General features: G+C 73.3%; 17 protein-coding genes and 1 tRNA gene. 13 read left to right on the top strand and 5 right to left on the bottom strand.

The window, feature by feature from the left end; genetic code table 11:
- Positions 1-189 precede the first annotated feature (189 nt).
- Positions 190-2,142 carry a murein biosynthesis integral membrane protein MurJ gene (gene murJ, locus OHV05_RS20265; RefSeq protein WP_405018934.1) on the top strand — a complete coding sequence of 651 codons (1,953 nt, stop codon included), beginning with the start codon at positions 190-192 and terminating at the stop codon, positions 2,140-2,142.
- A gap of 223 nt (positions 2,143-2,365) precedes the next feature.
- Positions 2,366-4,261 (top strand): N-acetylmuramoyl-L-alanine amidase, encoded by a 1,896-nt coding sequence (locus OHV05_RS20260; protein WP_405018933.1) that lies wholly within the window; start codon positions 2,366-2,368, stop codon positions 4,259-4,261.
- Here the strand turns inward: OHV05_RS20260 and OHV05_RS20255 are convergent.
- From OHV05_RS20255 to OHV05_RS20245, 3 genes are all read right to left on the bottom strand, one after another.
- Positions 4,246-4,647: a YrdB family protein gene (locus tag OHV05_RS20255; RefSeq protein ID WP_405018932.1), complete on the bottom strand. Its 402-nt coding sequence runs from the start codon at positions 4,645-4,647 to the stop codon at positions 4,246-4,248. The two genes, OHV05_RS20260 and OHV05_RS20255, sit on opposite strands and share 16 nt — an antisense overlap.
- 123 nt (positions 4,648-4,770) lie before the next feature.
- A tRNA-Arg gene (locus OHV05_RS20250) sits at positions 4,771-4,843 on the bottom strand.
- 85 nt (positions 4,844-4,928) lie between these two features.
- On the bottom strand, positions 4,929-5,417 hold the full coding sequence (locus OHV05_RS20245) for a hypothetical protein (protein WP_405018931.1): 489 nt from the start codon (positions 5,415-5,417) through the stop codon (positions 4,929-4,931).
- Between the two features lie 220 nt (positions 5,418-5,637).
- On the opposite strand from OHV05_RS20245, the gene OHV05_RS20240 reads away from it, so the two are divergent.
- From OHV05_RS20240 to OHV05_RS20215, 6 genes are all read left to right on the top strand, one after another.
- Positions 5,638-6,939 carry a diacylglycerol/lipid kinase family protein gene (locus OHV05_RS20240; protein WP_405018930.1) on the top strand — a complete coding sequence of 434 codons (1,302 nt, stop codon included), beginning with the start codon at positions 5,638-5,640 and terminating at the stop codon, positions 6,937-6,939.
- Between the two features lie 57 nt (positions 6,940-6,996).
- Positions 6,997-7,545: a phosphatase PAP2 family protein gene (locus OHV05_RS20235; RefSeq protein WP_405018929.1), complete on the top strand. Its 549-nt coding sequence runs from the start codon at positions 6,997-6,999 to the stop codon at positions 7,543-7,545.
- Between the two features lie 243 nt (positions 7,546-7,788).
- Positions 7,789-8,436 carry an ABC transporter permease gene (locus OHV05_RS20230; protein WP_405021501.1) on the top strand — a complete coding sequence of 216 codons (648 nt, stop codon included), beginning with the start codon at positions 7,789-7,791 and terminating at the stop codon, positions 8,434-8,436.
- Positions 8,429-9,643 carry a betaine/proline/choline family ABC transporter ATP-binding protein gene (locus tag OHV05_RS20225; protein WP_405018928.1) on the top strand — a complete coding sequence of 405 codons (1,215 nt, stop codon included), beginning with the start codon at positions 8,429-8,431 and terminating at the stop codon, positions 9,641-9,643. Before OHV05_RS20230 ends, OHV05_RS20225 begins: the two co-directional genes overlap by 8 nt.
- Positions 9,640-10,374 (top strand): ABC transporter permease, encoded by a 735-nt coding sequence (locus tag OHV05_RS20220; RefSeq protein WP_405018927.1) that lies wholly within the window; start codon positions 9,640-9,642, stop codon positions 10,372-10,374. Before OHV05_RS20225 ends, OHV05_RS20220 begins: the two co-directional genes overlap by 4 nt.
- The gene (locus tag OHV05_RS20215; protein ID WP_405018926.1) at positions 10,371-11,336 is read left to right on the top strand and encodes a glycine betaine ABC transporter substrate-binding protein; all 966 of its coding nucleotides are present in this window, start codon (positions 10,371-10,373) and stop codon (positions 11,334-11,336) included. The genes OHV05_RS20220 and OHV05_RS20215 overlap by 4 nt, the downstream gene beginning before the upstream one ends.
- Here the strand turns inward: OHV05_RS20215 and OHV05_RS20210 are convergent.
- Positions 11,323-12,282, bottom strand: a complete 960-nt coding sequence (locus tag OHV05_RS20210) for a phosphotransferase family protein (RefSeq protein ID WP_405018925.1) — start codon at positions 12,280-12,282, stop codon at positions 11,323-11,325. The two genes, OHV05_RS20215 and OHV05_RS20210, sit on opposite strands and share 14 nt — an antisense overlap.
- Before the next feature lie 31 nt (positions 12,283-12,313).
- Here OHV05_RS20210 and OHV05_RS20205 point away from each other — a divergent pair, with 31 nt between their 5' ends.
- The 4 genes from OHV05_RS20205 to OHV05_RS20190 all read left to right on the top strand — a co-directional run bounded on the left by OHV05_RS20205 (position 12,314) and on the right by OHV05_RS20190 (position 17,142).
- Positions 12,314-13,792 carry a carboxyl transferase domain-containing protein gene (locus OHV05_RS20205; protein ID WP_405018924.1) on the top strand — a complete coding sequence of 493 codons (1,479 nt, stop codon included), beginning with the start codon at positions 12,314-12,316 and terminating at the stop codon, positions 13,790-13,792.
- Positions 13,793-13,895: 103 nt separating this feature from the next.
- Positions 13,896-15,392 carry a glycosyltransferase family 39 protein gene (locus OHV05_RS20200; RefSeq protein ID WP_405018923.1) on the top strand — a complete coding sequence of 499 codons (1,497 nt, stop codon included), beginning with the start codon at positions 13,896-13,898 and terminating at the stop codon, positions 15,390-15,392.
- Between the two features lie 2 nt (positions 15,393-15,394).
- A complete protein-coding gene (locus OHV05_RS20195) occupies positions 15,395-16,156 on the top strand; it encodes a polyprenol monophosphomannose synthase (protein ID WP_405018922.1) in 762 nt (253 codons plus the stop codon).
- A 77-nt stretch (positions 16,157-16,233) separates the two neighbouring features.
- Complete coding sequence (locus OHV05_RS20190) at positions 16,234-17,142, top strand: YhjD/YihY/BrkB family envelope integrity protein (protein ID WP_405018921.1); 909 nt, start codon at positions 16,234-16,236, stop codon at positions 17,140-17,142.
- An 82-nt stretch (positions 17,143-17,224) separates the two neighbouring features.
- Here OHV05_RS20190 and OHV05_RS20185 read toward each other — a convergent pair whose 3' ends face one another.
- Positions 17,225-19,000, bottom strand: a complete 1,776-nt coding sequence (locus OHV05_RS20185) for a D-alanyl-D-alanine carboxypeptidase (RefSeq protein WP_405018920.1) — start codon at positions 18,998-19,000, stop codon at positions 17,225-17,227.
- 278 nt (positions 19,001-19,278) lie between these two features.
- Between OHV05_RS20185 and OHV05_RS20180 the strand changes: the two genes are divergently transcribed.
- Entirely contained in the window at positions 19,279-20,031 is a 753-nt protein-coding gene (locus OHV05_RS20180) for a GPP34 family phosphoprotein (protein ID WP_405018919.1), read from the top strand.
- Positions 20,032-20,055 lie beyond the last annotated feature (24 nt).

Raw genomic sequence — 20,055 nt, 5'->3', positions numbered from 1 at the left:
AGACCGGGACGGGCGGCCACACACCTCCCGCCAGCTCGGGAGACGTCCGGCACACGGCACGGATCTCCCCACCGAGTGCCGTGGTGAGGCAGACTGCTGCCGCCGGGTGTGCCTGCACCCGACCGGGCCGGGCAGTCGCAGCACCGCAACCGCACGTCCACTGCCCAGGCACCGAGCGATGGGGGGCGAATGAACACGCACGCGACCGACGGGCCCGCCGGCCCGTACGGCGACCCGCCCACCATGTCGCTGCGGCCGATAGTCGACGACCAGCCGGCCCCCGGCGGGCAGCCCACCGTCCAGCTCGGCCACCAGGTGCCCACCCCCCGGCTGCCGTACCCCCCGGTCCCGCCGCCCCCGGCCGCACCCCCCGCCACCGCGCCCGCGGAGGCCGCCAAGCCGGCCTCCACCGCCCGCAACGGCATGATCATGGCGCTCGGCTCGCTGACCTCGCGAGCGCTCGGCTTCGTCCGGGCCGGCGTGATCACCGCCGCGCTCGGCACCCGCGCCATCGCCGACGGCTACGCGGTGGCCACCATGCTGCCGAACACGATCTTCATCATGCTGATCGGCGGCGTGCTCAACTCCGTCTTCGTCCCCGAGCTGGTGCGCGCCGCGCAGCAGCACGCGGACCGTGGCGTCGCCTACACCAACCGGCTGCTGACGGTCTGTGGCGTCGCCCTGGTCTCGATCACCGCAGTGGCGTTCTTCTGCGCCCCGCTGATCGTGGACAGCTACATCTCCTACGGCCCCGGCGACGCCGTCCAGCGCGACCTGACCATCGCGCTGGCCAGGTACTGCCTGCCGGCCATCCTGTTCTACGGCTTCTTCGGCCTGCTCGGCCAGGTGCTCAACTCGCGGGACAGGTTCGGCGCGATGATGTGGGCCCCGGTGCTCAACAACGTCGTGGTGATCGCGGTCTTCAGCCTCTACCTGGCGATCTGCGTGCACGCCACCGACGCCAAGGACGTCTCGGCCGGCGCGACCATGCTGCTCGGGCTCGGCAGCGCCTTCGGCATCCTGGTCCAGGCGCTGGCCCTGGTGCCCTCGCTGCGGGCCTCCGGCTTCCGGTACCGCCCGCGCTTCGACTGGCGCGGCTCCGGCCTGACCACCCCGCTGCGGGCGGCGGGCTGGGCCCTGCTGCTCGTGGTGGTCACCCAGGTGGCCTTCCTGCTGATCACCAACCTGGCCACCGGCGCGGGCACCCTGGCGAAGCAGGAGGGTCTGGAGCAGGGTCTGGGCTACGTTCCCTACAACAACGCCTACCTGCTCTTCATCGTCCCGCAGGGCATCATCACGGTCTCACTGGTCACCGCGATCCTGCCGAGCATGTCCCGCTCGGTCACGGCCGGCCGGTTCGAGGACGTCGGCCGGGAGCTGGCGCAGACCCTGCGGAGTTCGGCCGGGATGATCGTCCCCGCCTCGGCGATCTTCCTCTCGCTGGCCGGCCCGATCGCCTCGCTGGCGTACGGGCACGGGAACGTGTCGTTCGCGGACATCGACGTGGTCACCCAGATCCTGATGGCCTTCTCGCTCGGCCTGCCCGCGTTCTGCGCCCAGTACGCGCTGGCCCGCGGCTTCTACGCGATGAGCGACGCCAGGACCCCGTTCTGGCTCACCACGATCACCTCCGGCAGCAACGTGCTGCTCTCCTGGGTCGCCTACCTGGTGCTGCCGAGCCGCTGGATCATCGTCGGGATGGCGGGCGCCCACACCGTCGCGGTCCTGATCAGCGCGGCCATCACCGGGCGGGCGCTCGGCCGCCGGCTGCGCCGGGAGGCGGCCGCCGTGGCCGCCCCGCTGCCCGCCGACGCCACCCTTGAGCTCGGCGCCGGGCGCCGGGCCCGGATCCGCAGCGGCCTGGACGGCGGGCGGCTGATCACCCTGCACCTGGCGCTGGCACTGGCCTGCGCCCCGGGGGCGCTGGCCGCGTACTGGCTGACCGGCCGGCTCGGCACCGCGCTGGGCGGCGGCGTGCCGGCCTCGCTGGCGGCGATGGTGGCCGGTCCGCTCGCGGTGCTGGTCTCGGTGCTGCTGCTGGCCCGTCCGCTCGGTGCGGGTGCGGCGGTCGCCCCGCTGGCCCGCAAGCTGCGCATCCCCTACCCGGAGCCGGCCGTCGGCGGCGGCAAGCACCGGCGCTGACCGGGAGCCGGCGCCCCGTCAGCTCCCGGCGGTGGAGCGGCTTGTGACAGACCCGTGACACGTTCCGCCCCGGCGGCCGGTCGTGGACGGCCGGTCGGGTGTTAGCGTCGGCCCAGCCTTCCGTGCGCGGGCAGCGACGGCCGGAATCCCGGAAGGTCCGACACGTGCCGGACCGGTCGCCGAATCGGCCCCGGATCGGCCCCGGGAAGGTCCGCTGACTCCGTTGACCCCTGCACCTCGGCACGACCGGACGCCGGCCGGCCACCCGAGCGGTCCCGGCCGGTCCCGCCCGTCCCGCTTCGTCGCCGCCGTGGTCGCGGTGAGCACCGGGCTGGCGCTGTGCTCGATCGCCGCCTCGGCCGCCCCGGAGCCGCCCGGCTCGCCCGCCCGGCAGCGCCAGTTCGCCTCCGCTGCCGCCGAGTTCGACGTACCGCCGGGCGTGCTGCTGGCGGTCGCCTACCAGCAGACCCGCTGGGAGTCGCACGACGGCGAGCCGAGTACCACCGGCGACTACAACGTGATGGGTCTGACCCAGGCCGACCCGTCGGGCTCGAACGCCGAACCGCCCGGCGGCAGTTCGGCCCCGGGGACCTTGGCGGAGGCGGCCACGCTGCTCGGGCGCCCGGCCGCGCAGCTGCGCACCGACCCGCTGCAGAGCATCCGGGGCGGCGCCGCACTGCTCGCCAAGTACCAGCGGGAGAGCGGCGGTTCGCTCGGCAGCGGCCCGACGGCCTGGTACAACGCGGTGGTCCGGTTCAGCCAGGCCGCACCCGCCGCCGGCGGCAACGTCTTCGCCGACCGGGTCTTCGAGACCGTCCGCAGGGGCGCGGCCAGGACCACGGCGGACGGCCAGACCGTCCGGCTGGCCGCCGACGCCGGGCCCGCCGCCGACCACCCGGCGACCTCCCGTCCCGGCACCTCCGAGGACCTGGCCTGCCCCGCGACCCTGAACTGCCGGGGAGCCTGGGCCGACGGCGCCAACTACGCGGCCACCGACCGGCCGGCCGACGGCCAGCGGATCGAGTACATCGTCGTCCACGACACCGAGGCGTCGTACGACGACACCGTCGAGGCCTTCCGGGACCCGGCCACCGGGGCCAGCGCGCACTACCTGGTCGGCGCCCACAACGGCAGGGTCGCCCAGCTGGTCGGCACCGGGAACACCGCCTGGCACACCGGCAACCGGACCTTCAACATGCACAGCATCGGCGTGGAGCACGAGGGTTGGGCACTCGGCCGGGACGGCGAACGGCCGACCTGGTACTCCGAGCAGCTCTACCGCTCCTCGGCCGAGCTGACCAGGTTCCTGGCCGCGAAGTACGGCATCCCGCTGGACCGTCAGCACGTCATCGGGCACGACGAGATCCCCAAACCGGTCGACTCGGCGCCCCCGATGCACTGGGACCCGGGCACGTTCTGGGACTGGTCGCACTACCTGGACCTGCTCGGCGCACCGATCCGCGCCGGCACCGGCGGCTCGCCCTCGGTCGGCGGCAAGGTGGTCGTCGCCCCGCCGTTCGACGCCCGCAACCAGCCGCCGGTGGCCGAAGTGGGCCCGCGTCCGGAGAACTTCGTCCTGCTGCGCACCTCCCCCGACGAGGCGGCCCCGCTGATCAACGGCGGCACCAACGCCGCCTCGGACGTCCGCGCCAAGGCGGTGGCCGGCAGCAGCTACGTGGTGGCCGACCTGCGGGGCGACTGGATCGCGATCTGGTACGACGGCGTGCAGGGCTGGTTCCACGACCCGGACGGCCGGAACGCCGCCGCCGACCCCCGGCCCGGCCTCGTGGCCGCACCGCGCCCGGGCGTCGCGAGCATCCCGCTGTACGGTCGGGCCTTCCCGGAGCAGGCGGCCTACGCCGGGCACCCGGGGGTCCGGTACGACGCCGCCACCCACGCCCCCGTCCCGCTGAACCTGACCGTCCCGGCCGGGCAGCGGTACACCCTGCTCAGCGAGACCCCGGTCCGGGGCGACAACTTCTACGACGTCGACGGCGTACGGGCCGTGGTGACCGGCGAGGACACCTACTACCCGGTCCGCTACGGCCACCGCCTGGGCTTCCTGAAGTCCACCGACGTCGAGTTGACCGCCGCCGCCGACCCTCAGCCGACGGGCTGACCGGCCCCGGTCGCCGGGTCACCGCCCCGGTGCATCCAGGCCCGCCGGTCCAGCGTCGCCAGGGCGGTGTTGGCCACCGCCACCCCCGCGAACACCACGGCCCACCCGGGCCGGCCCACGCCGTACAGGGCGGCCGACGCCGCTCCGAAGACCACCGCCTTCACGACCAGCACCCCCGCCAACGGCACCCGTATCCGGGCCTTCGGTGCGGCGTACAACCCCCACAGCACGGCCGCCGCCGTGGGCGCGGCCACCGCCAGGAGCAGCCGGAGCAGCACGGGGTCGGGCAGCTGCCACCCCCACCAGGCGAGCGCGGCGAGCGCCGCCAGCTCCAGGACGAAGGCCAGGCCCTCGTTGGCCACGTGCAGGGGGGTCGGGAGCTTCATCCGGCTGCCATCCTTCGTCGCGGGCACGGGCTGGGCACGGGCTGGGCCCGGACCGACCGCAGCGTCCGCCCCGGGTACGACCGAGGGCCCCGAACGCGGTGGTCCGGGGCCCTCGGCCAGGTGTGCCCCATGCAGGATTCGAACCTGCGACACCAGCTTTAGGAGAGCTGTGCTCTATCCCCTGAGCTAATGAGGCGTAACCGGTAACAGACTAGCGGATCGTGCGCCCGGCTCTCGCGCCCTTTCCGCCGCCGCCTCCCGGCCCACGCCCCGTCGGAGGGTCAGGATTCGGCGGCTTCCTCGGCGGCCCTGACCTGCTCCGCGAAGTCCTCCGCCGGGAGACGTTCCACGGTCGCGCCGTGCTCGGTCGCGAACTCCGCGACGGGCGCCGGGGACTCCTCCTTGATGTCCAGGACCAGCAGCCCGGTGCCGTCCGCCACCCTGGGACCGAGCACGATCAGCCCGGCGCCGCCGGTGGCGCCGCGCTCCTGCTCGGCGGCGTTGCCGAGGGCGGCCCCGGCCGCGAAGCCGAGGAAGGCGCCGACCGGGCCGCCGAGCATCCCGATCAGTCCGCCGACCACGCTGGAGCCCACCGTGGGCACACCCGCGCCCCGGGCGAAGCTGTCGCCCATCTCCAGCAGGCCGTCCGTCGAACGCTCCAGCACCGCCGCCTGCCGCAGGCCCGGCAGGTGCTTGGCGGGCTCCAGCGCGGCCCGGCAGGTGTCGGGGTCGGCGAAGGCGAGCAGGACGACGTTGTGCTGGTCGGTCATCGCGTTCCGATCGGTCGGGTGGGCACCGGGAGGACTGGCGCCCGAAATGACGGGCAGCCGTTCGGTGCCGCTGTCAGGCCATCCTGGACCCGGCGGTCCTGACGGTGCCACAGGCCACGCCCATTCAGGGCGCGCCGGGAACCGACGAGATGTCACCCCGGCGTCGTGGCGGGCGGGTGGTGCTGATGGGGTTGGGGCAGGATCGGGAGGGAGCCGGGAAATGGGTAGGTCGGTGGAGGACGCGGTGCGGGCACAGCGATGGGCGCAGGTGGCGGTGGGCTGTGCCGGGGCGGCGGTCCTGGTCCTGGTGACCCTGGTCGGGCTGCGCGGGATCGGGGTGATGGTGGCCGGACTGCTCGGGCTCGGGGTGGCGGCCGCCGGCGTCTGGTGGGCACTGGCCCACCGGGGCCCCGCCCGGCTGTTCGGCATGGTGCTCGCGGTGGCGGCACCGGTCTGGGTGCTGGGCTTCCTGGTGGACAGCGGGATGGGCGTGGCCTCCCTGCTGGCCGTGGCGCTCTGGACCGGGGCGATGACCGCCGCGGCGGAGGCCCTGCGGCAGGACCGCAAGGAGCGGACCGTCCGGGAGACCCCGGCCGCCCGGCCCGCCCGGCCGGTGCTGATCATGAACCCGAAGTCCGGCGGCGGCAAGGTCGAGAAGTTCGACCTGGTGGCGAAGGCCGAGACGCTCGGCGCCCGGGTGCTGCTGCTGGACGGACAGGACGTCAGCGAGCTGGCCCGGCAGGCCGTCCGGGACGGCGCCGACCTGCTCGGCGTGGCGGGCGGCGACGGCACCCAGGCCCTGGTGGCGGCGGTCGCCGCCGAGCACCGGCTGCCCTTCCTGGTGATCTCGGCCGGCACCAGGAACCACTTCGCGATGGACCTCGGCCTGGACCGGAACGACCCGGCCCGCTGCCTGGACGCCCTCACCGACGGCACCGAACTGCGCATCGACCTCGGGTCGGTGGCCGACCGGCCGTTCGTCAACACGGTCTCCTTCGGCGCGTACGCGGAGATCGTGCAGAGCCCGGAGTACCGGGACGCCAAGGCCGCCACCGCACTCGGCGCGCTGCCCGACCTGCTCGCCAACAAGCTCGGCGCCCGGCTCACCGCGCAGGCGGACGACACCCGGCTGGCGGACCCGCAGGCGCTGCTGATCAGCAACAACCCGTACGAGACCGGCGACCTGCTCGGCGCGGGCAGCCGCCCCCGGCTGGACGGCGGCAGCCTCGGGGTGCTGAGCCTGCGGGTGGACGGCGCCGCCCAGGCCGCCGAGCTGGCCCTGCGCGGGGAACAGGCCCAGGGATTGACCGTGCTGACGGCCCGGCAGGTGACCGTGACCGCCGACACCGAGGAGATCCCGGTGGCCGTGGACGGCGAGGCGCTCACCCTGCCGACCCCGGTGCGGTGCGAGATCCGGCCGGGGGCGCTGCGGGTGCTGGTGCCGCGCGACCGCCCCGGGGCGACGGCGGTCGCCCCGCTGCGGAACTGGCGGCAGGTCGGCAGGCTGGCCCTGGGGCACTGATCGCGGCGCGGGTGCGCGAGGATGACCGAACCGGAACGGAAGAGGAAGTGGCGAGAGATGCGTAGTCCGACGGCCGGACCGATCGTGCTGGACCTGGCAGCCCTGGACCGGGCGGTGTACGGCGCGATCGCGATCACCCCGACCCCGTCCCTGGACGGCGCGATGCGGCGGCTCTCGCACACCGCGAACCACTCGAAGATCTCCTTCGCGCTGGCCGGGCTGCTGGCCCTGCGCGGCGGGCGCGCCCGGCGGGCCGCCCTGCTCGGGGTGGCCGCGATCGGGGTCGCCTCGGCGGCCGCCAACCTGCTGGGCAAGAACCTGGTCCGACGGGAGCGGCCGGACCGGCTGGGCGCGCTGGTGCCCGAGGCCCGGCACGTGCGGATGCCCACCTCGGCGTCCTTCCCGTCCGGGCACTCCGCCTCGGCCTTCGCCTTCGCCGTCGCGGTGGGGGCCGAACTCCCCAGGACCGCCGTCCCGTTGTGCCTGCTGGCCGCCACCGTCGCCTACTCCCGGGTCCACACCGGCGTCCACTACCCGGGCGACGTCATCGCCGGCTCCCTCCTCGGCGTCGCCTCCGCCACCGCGGTCCGGATTTCGCTCGCCTGATCCCTCGGCACACGGCCGGGCACCTACGGTCCAGGGGCTCGGGGAACTGCGAGGAGGTCTGGCGCCGGGGTCACGGACGAGAGTGCCTGGCCAGCTGCGCGACGATCACCCTGCAAGGGCCGGCGTCGCAGTTCCCCGAGCCCCTGGACCGTGCAACCGGACGCCCTGCCCGGAGCGCAGCCCCGGCCCCTGATGGGTCACCAGAAGAGGTGGGCCCGCAGCTGACGGGGTGTGATGGGGAGTGTGGATTTCTGGGAGTACGTCAGCAGCCGTCGGGAGCAGCTGCTTTCGGATGCGTTCCAGCACGCCAGCGCGGTGTTCCAGTGCATGCTGGTGGCCGCCCTCGCCGGGGTGGCGATCGGGGCGCTGACCTACCGCAGCGAGCGGGGCGGCCGGATCGCGGTGCTGACCACCGGCACCATCCTGACCCTGCCCTCGTACGCGTTGCTGGGCCTGCTGATCCCGGTGCTCGGCCTCGGTGTCCCGCCGACCGTCACGGCGCTGGTGCTGTACGCGCTGCTGCCGATCGTCCGGAACGCGATCGTCGGGCTGCGCGGGGTGGACCCGGCGCTGGTGGACGCGGCGCGCGGGATCGGGATGACCGGTGCGGCCCGGCTGCTGAGGGTGGAACTGCCGATCGCGTGGCCGGTGATCCTGGCGGGCATCCGGGTCTCCACCCAGATGAGCATGGGCATCCTGGCGATCGCGGCGTTCGCCTCGGGGCCGGGGCTGGGCAACGAGATCTTCTCCGGGCTGGCCAGCCTCGGCAGCGCCAACGCGCTGAACGAGGTGCTGGCCGGGACCCTGGGCATCGTGCTGCTCGCGCTGCTCTTCGACGCCGCGCTCGTGCTGCTGGGGCGCCTGACGGTATCGCGAGGACTGCATGGCTGACGTCACCGGCGCGACCATCGAGCTGGAGCAGCTGACCAAGCGCTACCCGGGCAGTGCGAACCCGGCGGTGGACTCGGTCAGCATGGAGATCGCGGCGGGCGAGACGGTGATCCTGGTCGGCCCGTCGGGCTGCGGGAAGTCCACCACGCTGCGGATGATCAACCGGCTGATCGAGCCGACCTCCGGCCGGATCAGGATCGGCGGCGAGGACGTCACCGACATCGACCCGGTGAAGCTGCGCCGCCGGATCGGCTACGCGATCCAGTCCTCCGGCCTGTTCCCGCACCTGACGGTGGCGGAGAACATCGCCCAGGTGCCGAGGATGCTCGGCTGGGACAAGAAGCGGGTCAAGGAACGGGTGGAGGAGATGCTCGACCTGGTCGGGCTCGATCCGCGCGAGTTCCACGACCGCTATCCGCGCCGCCTCTCCGGTGGGCAGCAGCAGCGGGTCGGGGTGGCCAGGGCGCTGGCGGCGGACCCGCCGGTGCTGCTGATGGACGAGCCGTTCGGCGCGGTGGACCCGATCACCAGGGACCACCTGCAGGACGAGCTGATCCGGCTGCAGCACGAGCTGCACAAGACCATCGTCTTCGTCACCCACGACTTCGACGAGGCGATCAAGCTGGGTGACCGGATCGCCGTGCTGCGCGAGCAGTCCAGGATCGCCCAGTTCGACACCCCCGAGGCGATCCTGACCAATCCGGCGGACGAGTTCGTCTCCGGTTTCGTCGGGGCGGGCGCGGCGCTCAAGCGGCTCAACCTGACCCGGGTCCGGGACGTCGGGGTGGCCGACTGGCCCGCCGTCTCGGCGGACGAACCGCTCCAGGTGATCTTCAATCGGCTGCGGATCGGCGGGGTCAGCGAGCTGCTGGTGCTGGACCGGCACAGCCGCCCGTACAAGTGGCTGCGCCGGGGCGACCTGGCCCGGGCCCGGGGGTCGCTGGCCAGGGCGGGCACGCCGGTGACCCACACGGTGAGCCGGGACGCCACCCTGCGGGACGCGCTGGAGGCGGTGCTGACGGACAGTTCGGGACGGGTGCCGATCACCGGGCGGCGCGGCGAGTACCTCGGCGTGGTGGACATGGAGACGCTGCTCAACTCGGTGCACGAGCTGCTGGAGGCGGACCGGCTGGCCGCACTGGAGGGCCACGAGGAGCTGGTCGAGCACCAGCAGCCGCACACCCGAGAGGAGTTGGAGGGCCGGTGATCACCCGCGGCAGACTGCTCACCACCCCGGCCGTGCTGGCCGGGGTGCTGCTGGCGACCTACCTGTGGATCGTCAACGCCCCGCTGGACTCGATCGAGCGGAACGCGCTGGACGGCGGCCAGGTCCGGCTCTACCTCTGGCAACAGGTCGAACTGACCGCCGTCTCCACCTTCTTCGTGCTGCTGCTGGCGCTGCCCGCCGGGGTGCTGCTGACCCGCGGGTTCGCCCGGCCCGCCGCACCGGCGGCGGTGGTGCTGGCCAACCTGGGCCAGGCCACCCCGGCGATCGGGCTGCTGGCGCTGCTCACCTTCTGGCTCGGCATCGGGGCCAGGACCGCGCTGGTGGCGATGGTCGCGTACGCGGTGCTGCCGGTGCTCAGCAACACCATGGCCGGGTTGCGGGCGATCGACCCGGCGCTGCTGGACGCCGCCCGGGGCATCGGGATGTCCTCGCCCGGGGTGCTGACCAGGGTCGAACTCCCGCTGGCGGTCCCGCTGATCCTGGCGGGCGTGCGGACCGCGCTGGTGCTGAACGTCGGCACCGGCACGCTCGCCTCGTTCGCGGGCGGCGGTGGTCTCGGCAACCTGATCACGGCGGGCATCACCACCCAGCGGACCAGGGTGCTGGTGGTCGGCGCGGTGCTCACCGTCTGCCTGGCCCTGCTGGTGGACTGGCTCGCCTCGCTGGCCGAACTCCGGCTCAGCCCGAAGGGGTTGGAGGTCGGGCGGTGAGGCGGTCGGCGGCCCTGGCGGTGGTGGGCGCCCTGCTGCTGGCCGGCTGCGGCCTGCACAGCGGCAGCGTGATCCCGGCCGACGTGGCGCCCGGCTCGCTCGGCCAGGGCCGGCCGCTGGCCGGGGCCGACCTCACCATCGCCTCCAAGAACTTCACCGAGAACGTGATCCTGGCCGAGATGATCGGCCTGGTCTGGACGGCCGCCGGGGCCACGGTCACCGACCGCACCAACATCTCCGGCTCGATCGGCGCCCGGCAGGCGATCGTCTCGGGCACCGCCGACGCGATGTACGAGTACACCGGCACCGGCTGGATCACCTACCTCGGCCACACCGACCCGATCACCGATCCGCAGCAGCAGTGGCAGGCGGTGCACGACGCCGACCTGGCCAACGGCGTCACCTGGCTGCCGCAGTCCGCGCTGAACGACACCTACGCCTTCGCGGGCAACGCCGCCAACGTGGCGAAGCACGGGCTGCACACGCTGTCCGACCTGGCGGAGCTGTCGCACCGCGACCCGTCCGCCGTGTCGCTCTGCGTGGACAACGAGTTCAGCGTCCGGGACGACGGCCTGCCGGGAGTGACGGCGGCGTACGGGATGACGGTGCCGCGTTCCAACATCCGGACCATGGACGCCGGGATCGTCTACACCACCGTGGCCGACGGCTCGGCCTGCATCCTCGGCGACGTGTACAGCACCGACGGCCGGATCGCCGCGCTCGGCCTGAGCGTGCTGGCGGACGACCGGCACTACTTCCCCAACTACAACGCCGCCCCCGAGCTGCACAGCGCCACGCTGGCCAGGTACCCCGTGCTGGCGGAGCTGCTCGACCCAATCTCGGCCCGGCTCGACAACACCGTCGCCCAGCGGCTGAACTCCAAGGTGGACGTGGACGGCGAGGACCCTCGCCAGGTGGCCCGCGACTGGCTGATCGAGCAGGGCTTCATCACCGCGGGCTGACCAGCAGGGCGGCCAGGTACTCCTCCAGACGGTCGGTCAGCAGGGCCGGGGTGAGGTCGGTGCGGCCCAGCTCGCGCCAGGGGGTGGCGACCTTCTCCGCGTCGGGGGCGTAGGCGAGGGCGTCCAACAGCCGCCAGTACAGGTGGGCCGCCGGGTCCGGGTCGAGGACACCCCCGGCGGCCGTGTAGCGGGCGGCGAACCGCAGGCCCTCGGCCGGGCCGTGCAGCAGTGCCAGCGCGGTGGAGCAGTGCGCCACGTCGAGGTCGGCCGGGCCCCAGGAGGTCTCCACCCAGTCCACCACCCCGCTGATCCGCAGCTCCGCGCCGGTGCCGCTGAACAGGACGTTGCCGGGGTGGAAGTCCCGGTGCAGGAAGGTCCCCCGGTACGGCGGCGGGTCCCGGCGGATCACCTGCACCGCGCGCTCCCAGAGCTCGGGGCGGGCGGTGTCCTCGGGTATCCGGACCCGCTCCGGCCCGGTCCAGGGCTGGTACTCCCGGGGGCGGGCGGCGACGGCGGTGCGGTGGATGGTCACCAGCTGACGGGCCAGCAGCTCCGCCCGGGCGCCGGCCTCCCCGTCGTCCAGCCGCACCGTGCCGGGCAGCAGCGTCATCAACAGCGAGGGGTGGTCGCAGTGCAGACCCGCCGGGTCCACGGCGTGCAGCCCGGCGGCGGGCACCTCGGTGGGGCCGAGCAGGGTCAGCACCTCGGCCTCCCGCCCGAGCAGCGCCTCGGCGTGCTCCAGGAAGAACGGCTGGACGAACGAGCGCAGCACCAGATGGGTGGGCCCGCCGGCCGGCCGGTCGATCCGCAGCCGCCGCATCTCGGAGGTCCAGCCCCCGCGCAGCCGTTCCACCGCCCCGATCCGCTCCCCCGCCCCCAGGGTCGAGGTGACCCAGGCCCGGGTGGTGGCCCAATAGTGATCGTCAACACGCTCTTCCTCGGCCATGGCGGCGACCCTATCGGGCAGGGTTAGGCCGATGACGGGTCTTTCCGGGGAGGGTGAGTTGACGGCGGATCGGATGATCGAACTCCTGCTGGACCAGGGGAGTTTCAGCTGCTGGGACCAGCCGGTCGAGTACGACGGGGACGAACCCTCGTACGGGGCGACGCTGGCCAGGGCGAGGGCCAGGACCGGCCTGGACGAGGCGGTGACCACCGGTCGGGGCCTGCTGGCCGGCCGGCCGGTGGCGGTGGTGGTCTCGGAGTTCGGCTTCCTGGGCGGCTCGATCGGGGTGGCCACCGCCGAGCGGATCACCAGGGCGGTGGAGCGGGCCACCGCCGAGCGGCTGCCGCTGCTGGCCCTGCCGGTCTCCGGCGGCACCCGGATGCAGGAGGGCACCGCGGCCTTCCTCTGCATGGTGCGGATCTCCGCCGCCGTGCTGGCCCACCAGGAGGCCGGACTGCCCTATCTGACGTACCTGCGGAACCCCACCATGGGCGGGGTGTTCGCATCCTGGGGCACGCTCGGCCACCTGGTGCTGGCCGAGCCGGGGGCCCGGCTCGGCTTCCTCGGTCCCCGGGCCCACCAGGAGCTGCGCGGGGTGGAGCTGCCCGCCGAGGTCCAGCTCGCCGAGACGCTGGCCGGGCGCGGCCTGATCGACGCGGTGGTGCCGCCCGGGCAGCTGGCCGAGGTGGTCGGGCGGGCCCTCGCGGTGCTGGCCGACCCGGCCGAACCGGCCCCCGCAGCGGGCCCCGCGCACACCCCGGCACCGGCCGACGCCTGGGAGTCGGTCGGCCTCAGTCGGCTGCCCGGACGGCCCGGGACGGACGCGGTGCTGGCGGCCGCCGACCCGGGCGTGGTGGAACTGGCGGCCCCGGACCGGGCGTTGGTCCGGGCGCTGGTCAGATTCGGCGGACAGCCCGCCGTCCTGGTCGGCCAACGCCCGGGCTCGGCACACCCGTTCACCGCCGCCGACCTGCGCGCCGTCCGGCGGACGGCCGGGATCGCCGAACAGCTCGGACTGCCGCTGGTCACCCTGGTGGACACCACCGGGGCCGAACTCTCGGCCCAGGCCGAGCTGGACGGCCTGGCGGTGGAGATCGCCCGCTGCCTGAGCGCCCTGGTGGCGCTCCGCACCCCGGTGCTCTCGGTGCTGCTCGGCCAGGGCTCGGGCGGTGGCGCGCTGGCGCTGCTGCCTGCCGACCTGGTGCTCGCGGCCGAACACGGCTGGCTGGCCCCGCTGCCGCCCGAGGGCGCCTCGGCGATCATGCACCGGGACGGCGCGCACGCGGCCGAGCTGGCCCGCTCCCAGGGGATCGGCGCCACCGACCTGCTGGCGGCCGGCCTGGTGGACCGGATCCTCCCGGAACGGCCGGACGCCGCCGAGGAGCCGGACGCCTTCGCCGACCGGGTGGCCGGGGCGATCGCCGCCGCCCTGGGCGAGCTGACGGACCGTCCGATCGAACAGCGGACGGCGGACCGCCGGACCCGCAACCGTCGGCTGGGGGGCGGCTGAACAGGGCGAACGCGGAGCCGGCGGAGGGGATTTTTGCACTGATCATCCGGGCGCTAGGCTGAATTCGATTAGTCACCATTCAGACGGATGATCAGATCAGATCTTGAGTCACCTCAGAAACCTCCTCCGTAGCGTCTGGCTGTGGCCTGCCCTGGCCATGCTGCTGGTCGGTCTGCGCCACACCACCCGCCCCGAACTGTGGCGCGACGAGATCTCCAGTTGGAGCGCCGCCACCCGCGACCTCGACCAGCTCTTCGGGATGCTGGCCAACGTCGACGCCAGCAACGGCGCCTACTACGTCCTGCTGCACTTCTGGTCGGCGGTGTTCGGCGACTCGGTACTGAGCCTCCGGCTGCCCTCCGCGCTGGCGATGGCCGGAGCGGCCGCCTTCACCGCGCTCGCCGCCCGGCGACTGTTCGGCAGCCGGACGGCCGGCCTGGCCGCCGGGCTGCTGCTGGCCACCGTCCCGCTGATCTCCCGCTACGCCCAGGAGGTCCGCTCCTACGCCGTGGTGACCTGCGCCGTGGCGGCGGCCTGCTGGCTGCTGCTCCGGGCACTGGACCGGCCCGGAGTGGGCCGCTGGTCGCTGTACGCACTGGCGATGGCGGTGGCCGGCTGCTGCCACCTGGTCTCGCTGAGCAGCCTGGTCGGTCAGGTGTTCCTGGTGCTCGCCCAGTGGTGGGCCCGCCACCGGGAGCCGCGCGCGGCCCGGGTGCTCTGGCACTTCCCGCTGGCCGTGCTGGTCGCACTGGCCCCGGCCGTCCCGGTGGCCGTCTACGGCGACCGGCAGGCGGGCCGGCAGCTCGGCTGGCTGCCCAAGCCCTCGGAGCCGGCGCTGCACTACTTCTGGCGGAGCCTGCTGTCCCCGCTGGACCTGCTGTACTTCTTCGGCGCCTGCGCCGTGGTCGCCCTGCTGCACCCCCGGTTCACCCGGGGCGCGGCGCAGGCGCTGCTGCTGGCCGTGCTGCCGGTGCTGGCGGTCTGGCAGGCCTCGCAGGGCACCTCCTCCTACTTTCTGGACCGCTACCTGCTCTTCACGGTGCCCGCGCTGGCCATGCTGGCGGGTGGCGGCCTGGGCGCCCTGGCGGACCTGCTGGGCCGGCCGGCAGCGGCACCCCGTCCACTGGCCGTCGGCACGGCGCTGGCCCTGGTCGCGATCCCGCTGCTGGCCGGCGAACCCCTCCAGGAGCAGCAACGCACCGTGCTCGCCCACGGCGACCGGGACTTCGCGGGCGGGGCCGACGTGATCGCGGCGGGCTACCGGCCGGGCGACGGGATCGTCGTGACCGGCGGCGCCCAGGCCTGGGCGATGGTCGGCCCCGGCCTCTCCTTCTACCTGCCGGACTCGGTCCGCCCGGTCCCGCTGATGATCGAACGGGACGCCACCCAGGCCGAGGACCTCTACGACGTCCCCTGCCCGGTGGCCGAGCGCTGCGTCGGTGACACGCCCCGGATCTGGGTCGTTACCATCGACGCGGGCGACAGCCCCTACCAGGGACTGCCGAGCGACCAGACCGCAGCTCTGCAGAACGCGTTCGTCCCCACCCAGATCCAGATCGTGCCGGGTCTGCGGGTGTCTCTGCTGGTGAGAAAGGCATAAGCGTGACCACGGCTGACCTGGAGAGCTCCTTCGCCGATCTTGGTGAGGTGCTGGTGATCATTCCGACGTACAACGAGGCGGAGAACGTCGAGCGGATCACTGCCCGGGTGCGGGCGGCGGTGCCGGAGGCGCATGTTCTGGTGGCGGACGACAACAGTCCGGACGGTACGGGTGACATCGCGGACAAGCTGGCCGCTGCGGACGGGCAGGTGCATGTGCTGCACCGTCGGGGCAAGGAGGGGCTGGGGGCGGCGTATCTGGCGGGGTTCCGGTGGGGGATCGACCGTGGGTACCAGGTGCTGGTGGAGATGGATGCGGATGGTTCGCACCGGCCGGAGGAGCTGCCGCGGTTGTTGACGGCGTTGCGGGGTGCGGATCTGGTGCTGGGTTCGCGGTGGGTGCCCGGTGGTGAGGTGGTGAACTGGCCGCGTTCGCGGCTGTTGTTGTCGCGTGGTGGTTCGCTGTATTCGCGGTTGATGCTGGATGTGCCGATCAAGGATGTGACGGGTGGGTACCGGGCGTTTCGGCGGGAGACGCTGGAGGGTCTGGGGATGGAGCACGTCGCTTCGGCGGGGTACTGCTTCCAGGTGGATCTGGCGTGGCGGACGGTGAAGGCGGGTTACAAGGTGGCGGAGGTGCCGATCACGTTCGTGGAGCGTGAGCTGGGTGCGTCCAAGATGAGCCGGGGCATCGTGCTGGAGGCCCTGTGGCGGGTCACCGCCTGGGGACTCACCGCCCGCCTCGACAAGCTCCGCCGCAGCTGACGGCAGCTCAGGCCCCGCGTGCGGGGCCGGTACTTCCGGGTGAGGATGGAGGCCCCAGGCCGCCCCGGAGGTTTCGCGTGACAGAGTCGCCGACCCGGGCTCCGCGGGAGCCCGGCCGGTGGGCCCGGGTCAGGAGCAGGCTCGCCGCCCTGACCGCGACCGCGAAGGGCCTGCCCGACCGGATCCCGATCGTCGGCCGCGCGGTCGGGCAACTCGTCCGGGTCAACCTGCTGGACAGCGCGACCCGGCTGGCCGCCCAGGCCTTCCTCAGCGCCCTGCCCGCCCTCTTCGTGGTCGCCGTGTTCGCCCCCAGCAGCGTCCGGGACGGCGTGGTCGGCTCGCTCCGGGACCAGCTCGGCCTGCAGGGCGAGGCCCAGCAGCAGGTCCGGCAGCTGATGTCGGCCGGCCACGACGACGTCGCCCAGAGCTTCGGCCTGATCGGCGCCCTGGTCACCCTGCTCTCCGCGACCGCCCTCAGCCGGGCCATGCAACGGGTCTGCGAACGCTGCTGGGAGATGCCCAGGTCCGGCACCCGGGTGGCCGCCTGGCGCTGGCTCGCCTGGCTCGCGGTGTGGCTGGTCGTGCTGGTCTTCCAGGCCCCGGTCCGCAAGGGCTTCGGCGCCGGGGCCTGGCTGGGACTGCCGCTCTTCATGCTCCTCGCCACCGCCCTCTGGTGGTGGACCCAGCACCTGCTGCTCGGCAGCCGGGTCCGCTGGTACCCGCTGCTCCCCGGCGCCCTGCTGGCCGGCGCCGCCATCACCGGCCTCGGCATCGCCGCCCAGGTCTACCTGCCCGGCGCGGTCTCCCGCAGCATCACCAAATTCGGCCCGTACGGCGTGGTGTTCACCTCGCTGTCCTGGCTGATCGTGCTCTTCACCGCCGTCACCCTGGCCATCGCCCTCGGCCGCGTCGTGGCCGAGGAGCCCCTGCTCGCCCGCCACCTCGGCAGCCCCACCCAAGCGGGCACCTGGGGCCGCCGGGCCTGACCGGTGAACTGCGCTCCGGGCTCGGCCACCAGGGGCTCGGGGCCGTAGCACTGGAGCACCTGCCAAAAAGCTGAGCGCCTGCCTACGTGAGGCGAAGCAGCCGCGACACGATCGACGGCGGGGCGAGATCCGACTGCAGGGTCACCGGTACCTCGACCTTGCCGTCGCCTTCGCCCGCCGCGATGGTCCCGACCTGGGTACCGGCCTTGACGGAGTGGCCGAGCTGCTGGGTGTTCATGGTGAGCTGGGCGGTGATCCCGGACCAGCCCGCGACCGTCAGGTCCTTGGTGGCGACCACCGGCACCTGACCGCCGAGCCCGTCGTCCACGTACCCGACGACCTGGCCCTGCTTGGCCAGGGTCTGGCCGGTCAGCCCGTCCTGGGCACCGGTGATGATCTTCTGACTGACCGTCTGGGCCGCCTTCAGCAGATTGTCCACGGTGGTCGCCGGCTGTCCCAGTGTGACGCCGATGATCATCCGCTTGGTGCCGCCGACGTCCTTGACCGCCGCCCACATCAGGCAGGAACCGGCGGGGGTGCTGGAACCCGTCTTGCCGCCGATCACGCCGTTCTTGGCGGAGAGCAGGCCGTTGGTGTTGTAGATCCGCTGGTTGTTGAAGGTCATGTCCGGGGTGGCGACCACCTGGCGGAACACGTCGTCCTTCATCACCTGTCCGGCCAGCTTGAGCTGGTCCTTGGCGGTGCTCTTGGTGTCGTTGTTGTACCCGGCCGGGTCCGCGTACGTGGTGTTGGTCATGCCGAACGCCTTGGCCTCGTCGTTCATCTTCTTGACGAACTCCGCCTCGGAGCCGGCGTCCCAGCGGGCCAGCAGCCGGGCGACGTTGTTGGCCGAGGGCAGCATCAGCAGTTCGAGCGCCTCGAACTGGGAGAGCTTCTGGCCCTCGGTGAGCTGGGCCCGGGACTCGTCCGTGTTGGCGGACTCGTCGGCGGCCTGCTTGTCCACCGTGATCACCGAGCCGGGCTCACCCTTCTTCAGGGGGTGGTCCCGGAGGATCAGGTGGGCGTTCATCACCTTGGTGACACTGGCGATCGGCACCGGGGTCTCGGGCCCCGAGCTGCCCAGGCTGCCGACCCCGACCACCTCGGCCGCAGCCTGGCCCTTGGCCGGCCAGGGCAGGGCGAGCGGGCTGCCGGTGAAGGTGTACGAGTTGGCCAGCGAGAGCTTGACCTTGGGGTCCGGCAGCGGGCGGAGCAGCTGGGCGACCACCACCGCACCGATCACCACGACGAGGAACAGGCTCCAGACGGTGACCCGCTTGACGCCCCGGCGGAGCGGCGAGACCGGACGGGCGGAGAGCGCGGCCAGCACCTCCATCGCCTCGTCGGTGGTCTCGGGCACCGGCAGCGGGGCGGGCGGCTCCTCGACCGGCAGACCGGCGGGCTCGGGGACGGTCCAGACCTGCACCGGCGGCTTGGCGAACGCGACCACCGGCTCGGCCTCGACCTCCGCGACCTCGGGCTCGGCCTCGGGCTCGGGCTCGACCACCTCGGGCTCCGTCACCTCGGCCTCGATCCGGTCCTCCTCGACCTCGTCCGCCTCGTCCTCGGCGTCCCGAACCGCGAGACGGGGATCGACCCCCCGGGGCTCCTCGGCGGCCTCGGCCGCCACCGCCTCAGACTTGTCCGGGCTGGTCACAGCCTCGGGTTCGGTCTCCTCCGGCAGCCGGAGCATGGTGGTCGCGTTGTCCACCGGCAGCCTCAGCATGGTGGTCCGGCTGTCCACATCCCGGACCCTCAGCTGGACGGTGGAGCCGTTCGTTCCGGTCCCGGTCGCATCGACCGACACCTCCTCCTCGCCTTCCCCGTCGCGCCGCACCTTGTCGGGGGACTCGCCCACGTAACCCATCCTCCTCGTCCGCCGTACCGGCCGAACCCGATTTCCATTCGCCGGTTAGCTGTCCAGTCTCCGGCACCGAGGGCCGTAACGGCCGTCACACCCCGCCCGACCGGCCACTATTCGGCCGAACCGACCTCGGACCGGGCTCTCCCAGCCAGGGACGCGAGGCCCGTACGGGGCGGTTCCAGCCCCCACCGCTAGGTCACGATTCGGAGGCGTACTCGACAAGCCGCTGTGAGAGGCGTCACTCTGTCATTCATCCACGCGGGGAGGCTTGGATGGGCAAGAGCCGCAGAACTATTCCCGAGGAACTCCTGTTGCTCGCCTTGGACCCGACCACGGGCACCACGGCGCAGCCGCAGACCCTCGACCTCGGACTCGCCGGGGCACAGCTCGTCGAGCTGTCCTTGGCCGGAAGGATCGTCCCGGACGGGGACCGGATCGCCGTGGTGCTGCCACGACCGACCGGTGACCCGACCCTGGACCACGCACTGGAACTGCTGCGCCGTCGTGGCAGCCCGGTGCGGGCCGCGCACTGGATCGGCGGGCCCCGACTGGGGCTCCGGCAGACCTACCTGGCGCACCTGGAGAGGTGCGGCATGGTGACTGCCGTGCCGGGCCAGGTGTGCGGTGTGCTGCCGACGACGCGTTACCAGGCGTCGGACGACTGCACCAACGCCGCGATCAAGCAGCGGCTGGACACCGCGATCCGCACGGGCGTCCCGCCGGACCCCAGGACGGCCGCACTGGCCGCACTGGCGCATGCCGTCGGCCTGGGCAAGCACCTCTACCCGGGCAACGAGGGCAGGTCCTCGCGGTCACGACTGCGCGACCTGATCAGGTACGACCCGCTGGGCGGCATGGTGGCGCACGCGGTGATGGACGTTCAGAACGGGCTGCCCAACCAGGCCCGTGGTCCGGCGACGGCCGCCGGACCGACCAGGCCGGCGCCGACCGGTCGACCGGCCCCGAGCCGGCCGACCTCGGGCGGCAACGGCCACGGGATGGTCAGCCGGGCGGTAGCCCGCTGACCGGAGCGTACGGCGGACCGTGCG

The organism is Kitasatospora sp. NBC_00070, assembly GCF_045041205.1.
Taxonomy (GTDB): domain Bacteria; phylum Actinomycetota; class Actinomycetes; order Streptomycetales; family Streptomycetaceae; genus Kitasatospora.
This window is presented reverse-complemented; position numbering and strand designations above follow the sequence as displayed.

Coding starts and splice junctions, on each gene's coding strand:
- murJ (WP_405018934.1), top strand. CDS start 190: ATGAACACGCACGCGACCGACGGGCCCGCCGGCCCGTACGGCGACCCG.
- OHV05_RS20255 (WP_405018932.1), bottom strand. CDS start 4,647: ATGAAGCTCCCGACCCCCCTGCACGTGGCCAACGAGGGCCTGGCCTTC.
- OHV05_RS20245 (WP_405018931.1), bottom strand. CDS start 5,417: ATGACCGACCAGCACAACGTCGTCCTGCTCGCCTTCGCCGACCCCGAC.
- OHV05_RS20240 (WP_405018930.1), top strand. CDS start 5,638: ATGGGTAGGTCGGTGGAGGACGCGGTGCGGGCACAGCGATGGGCGCAG.
- OHV05_RS20235 (WP_405018929.1), top strand. CDS start 6,997: ATGCGTAGTCCGACGGCCGGACCGATCGTGCTGGACCTGGCAGCCCTG.
- OHV05_RS20225 (WP_405018928.1), top strand. CDS start 8,429: ATGGCTGACGTCACCGGCGCGACCATCGAGCTGGAGCAGCTGACCAAG.
- OHV05_RS20210 (WP_405018925.1), bottom strand. CDS start 12,282: ATGGCCGAGGAAGAGCGTGTTGACGATCACTATTGGGCCACCACCCGG.
- OHV05_RS20205 (WP_405018924.1), top strand. CDS start 12,314: ATGACGGGTCTTTCCGGGGAGGGTGAGTTGACGGCGGATCGGATGATC.
- OHV05_RS20180 (WP_405018919.1), top strand. CDS start 19,279: ATGGGCAAGAGCCGCAGAACTATTCCCGAGGAACTCCTGTTGCTCGCC.